This window comes from Aurantimonas sp. C2-5-R2, assembly GCF_036549495.1.
Lineage (GTDB): Bacteria > Pseudomonadota > Alphaproteobacteria > Rhizobiales > Rhizobiaceae > Aurantimonas > Aurantimonas coralicida_A.
The window spans coordinates 1-2,553 of the sequence record NZ_JAZHLJ010000183.1 but is presented as its reverse complement, the minus strand read 5'-3'; the positions used below and the strand labels follow the sequence as shown (position 1 = coordinate 2,553).

At 62.4% G+C, this 2,553-nt stretch carries 3 protein-coding genes; all 3 read right to left on the bottom strand.

Going from position 1 to position 2,553, the window contains the following annotated elements; all coding sequences use genetic code 11:
- Nucleotides 1-111: 111 nt before the first annotated feature.
- Complete coding sequence (gene gpt, locus VQ044_RS24660; RefSeq protein WP_327625279.1) at nucleotides 112-609, bottom strand: xanthine phosphoribosyltransferase; 498 nt, start codon at nucleotides 607-609, stop codon at nucleotides 112-114.
- A 209-nt stretch (nucleotides 610-818) separates the two neighbouring features.
- Complete coding sequence (locus tag VQ044_RS24655) at nucleotides 819-1,985, bottom strand: multicopper oxidase domain-containing protein (RefSeq protein ID WP_327651476.1); 1,167 nt, start codon at nucleotides 1,983-1,985, stop codon at nucleotides 819-821.
- 12 nt (nucleotides 1,986-1,997) lie between these two features.
- Entirely contained in the window at nucleotides 1,998-2,417 is a 420-nt protein-coding gene (locus VQ044_RS24650; RefSeq protein ID WP_327650282.1) for a cbb3-type cytochrome c oxidase subunit I, read from the bottom strand.
- Nucleotides 2,418-2,553: the final 136 nt, after the last annotated feature.

Below are 2,553 nucleotides of genomic sequence, written 5' to 3'. Positions count from 1 at the left end.
GTCTCGATCGATGCGCCCATCATCCATGACCTCCGAATCATGGTCGCCCATGGATTCAGAACTCGTCGAAAGACGCAACTGTAATGTTAGGTATTCCTCGGTCGATCGATGTCAGCCCTTGGTGGCCTTGCCGATCGGCGCCTGGAAGGTCAGGCCGAGATCCCAGGGAAAGAAAATCCAGGTGTCCTGGCTGACCTCGGTGATGAAGGTGTCGACCAGCGGACGGCCTTTCGGCTTGGCGTAGACGGTCGCGAAATGCGCCTTCGGCAGCATCGCCCGGACAAGCCCGGCGGTCTTGCCGGTATCGGTCAGGTCGTCGACGATCAGAATACCCTCGCCGTCGTCCTCGAGAAGAGCCGGGGAGATCTCCTTGAGGACCTTCAACTCACCCTGCTCGCTGTAGTCGTGATAGGAGGCGATGCAGACCGTATCGATCATCCGCGTGCCGATCTCGCGCGCAATGATCGCCGCCGGCACCAGGCCCCCGCGGGTGATGCAGACGATCGCCTTCCAGTCCGACCGCATTCCGGCGAGCCGCCAGGCCAGTGCCCTGGCATCGCGGTGGAACTGGTCCCAGGAGACGGGGAAGGATTTGTCGACCGTGGACATGATCGCGGCTCTCCGGCTGGCGCGGCAAAGCGGATGCGATAGAGGTATGCGGGAGGCAAGGCAAGGCGGAGGAGCGAAGACACGGACCTTCGCGCGGGCCAGCAGGATAGACGCACCCATGTTCGCTCCTTTGCTGCCGCGGGAGAGTGGCTGCGGAATAGAGCGCGATGACAATGCGACCATGTTGCCGAACTTAATCGTCCTCCGGCTCACATCGCCATGCTGAGACCGGGTGTCGCCATCTGCCCCATCATGCCGAATTGCATATGATAGGGAAACATGCACATGAACATCCAGGCTCCAGGTTCCGCGATGCGCATGGTCACCTCGAAGCTTTGGCCGGGCAGGACTAGGGAGCGCTCGTAGGGCGCCGCGTGTTCCAGAAGGTTCCAGTCCGCCCGCTCGAGCCGGTAGGCGATCGCCTGCATGTTCGCCATCGGCATGAACATGAACTCATGCGGGATATTGCCGTCGTTGCGGATGTTCAACCGGATGCGCTCACCGGGCTGCACTTCCAGCTGGCTCAGTGAATAGCCCCATTCCCGCATCGATATCTCGACTTTGCGATCGAACGAAGCATCGGCGGCCAGAATGACCAACCCGTCATCGCCTGCGGTTTCCGCTTCTACGTCGTGATTTTCTTCGACTTTTACTCCCATGCCCGGCATGGCGGCCATGCCGTTGTCGGTTGGTTGGGGCGTCTGTTCGGTTGCCATCGCCATCGGCGCATCGGCGGGGGTGGAAGGACTGTCGGCGGTGTCATCGTTCATGCCTGGCATGGCGGCCATGCTATCGTCGATGGGCTGGGTCGTCTGTTCGGTGGCCATCTCCATCGGCGCGTCGACGGGGGCGGCGGCACTGTCAGCGGCGTCATCGTTCATGCCGGGCATGGCGGCCATGCTGCCGTCGGCGGGCTGGGAAGGCTGTTCGGTTGCCATCTCCATCGGCGCGGCGGCAGGGGTGGAGGCGCTGTCGACAGCGTCGTTGTTCATGCCCGGCATAGCGGCCATATCGTTATCGGCGGCCTGCGTCGTTTGCTCCTCGTTCACCGAAGCGGCGCCGTCTTCGGCCATGTCCATGGGCTCGTCGCCGCCCATCTGCATGCCGCCCATTCCTGACATGGTGCCCATCGCCTCCCGCGCGGCGGCAATTCTCACCTCGTCCTCGGCGGGCTCCTCGAAGACGCCATGGCCGACCTCTTCGTTCTCCGACAGGTTTTTGGGATCGGGGAACAGACCGGCTTCGACATAGCCGATCATCGACGATTTATCGGGTGCGATCTGGAATGCACCGGGCCCGATTCCCTGCGGAAGCACAAGATACAGCGCCCCGACCACGGCGACCAAACCGAGCAGCGTGAACAATCTGAGGATCATTTCCGGGTCTCCTTATTCGGCCGGAACTGTGGCCGGGTGGACCGGTGCCTCGTCGCTGACGAGCCAGGGATCGCCGACCGCCAACGGGCCACGCGTGGCGCTCCAGACGATGTTGAAGACGAAGACGAGAAAACCGAGGCCAATCAGATAGGCCGCGCCGGTCAGCATCATCTGAGCGCCCGTCCACTCGGCCAGCGGCAGATAATCGACGACCCAGCGCGGGAAGTAGGCATAGCCAAGTGCGTACATCAGCATGACCTTGGCGAAGATTCCGCCTTGCCAGATCCAGAAATGGATGTCCGCGAGCGCCCGATTGTACATACGGCCGGTGAAGTAGGGATACAGGAAATAGACGCCGGCTATCGCCATCTGGCCGGCAAAGCCAAGGAACATGGCGTGGAAATGCGCCGGCACCCAATAGGTGTTGTGGATGAAGTCGCTGTCGACCGAAATCTGTGCATTCAGGAATCCGGTGACGCCGAAGCTGGGCGCGCTGCTGCCGGTGATCGACGCGATCCTGGAGGCGGACGGGGCGGCGCCGGTGAAGCAGCGCCACACGGCCAAGCGG

Coding starts and splice junctions, on each gene's coding strand:
- gpt (WP_327625279.1), bottom strand. CDS start 609: ATGTCCACGGTCGACAAATCCTTCCCCGTCTCCTGGGACCAGTTCCAC.
- VQ044_RS24655 (WP_327651476.1), bottom strand. CDS start 1,985: ATGATCCTCAGATTGTTCACGCTGCTCGGTTTGGTCGCCGTGGTCGGG.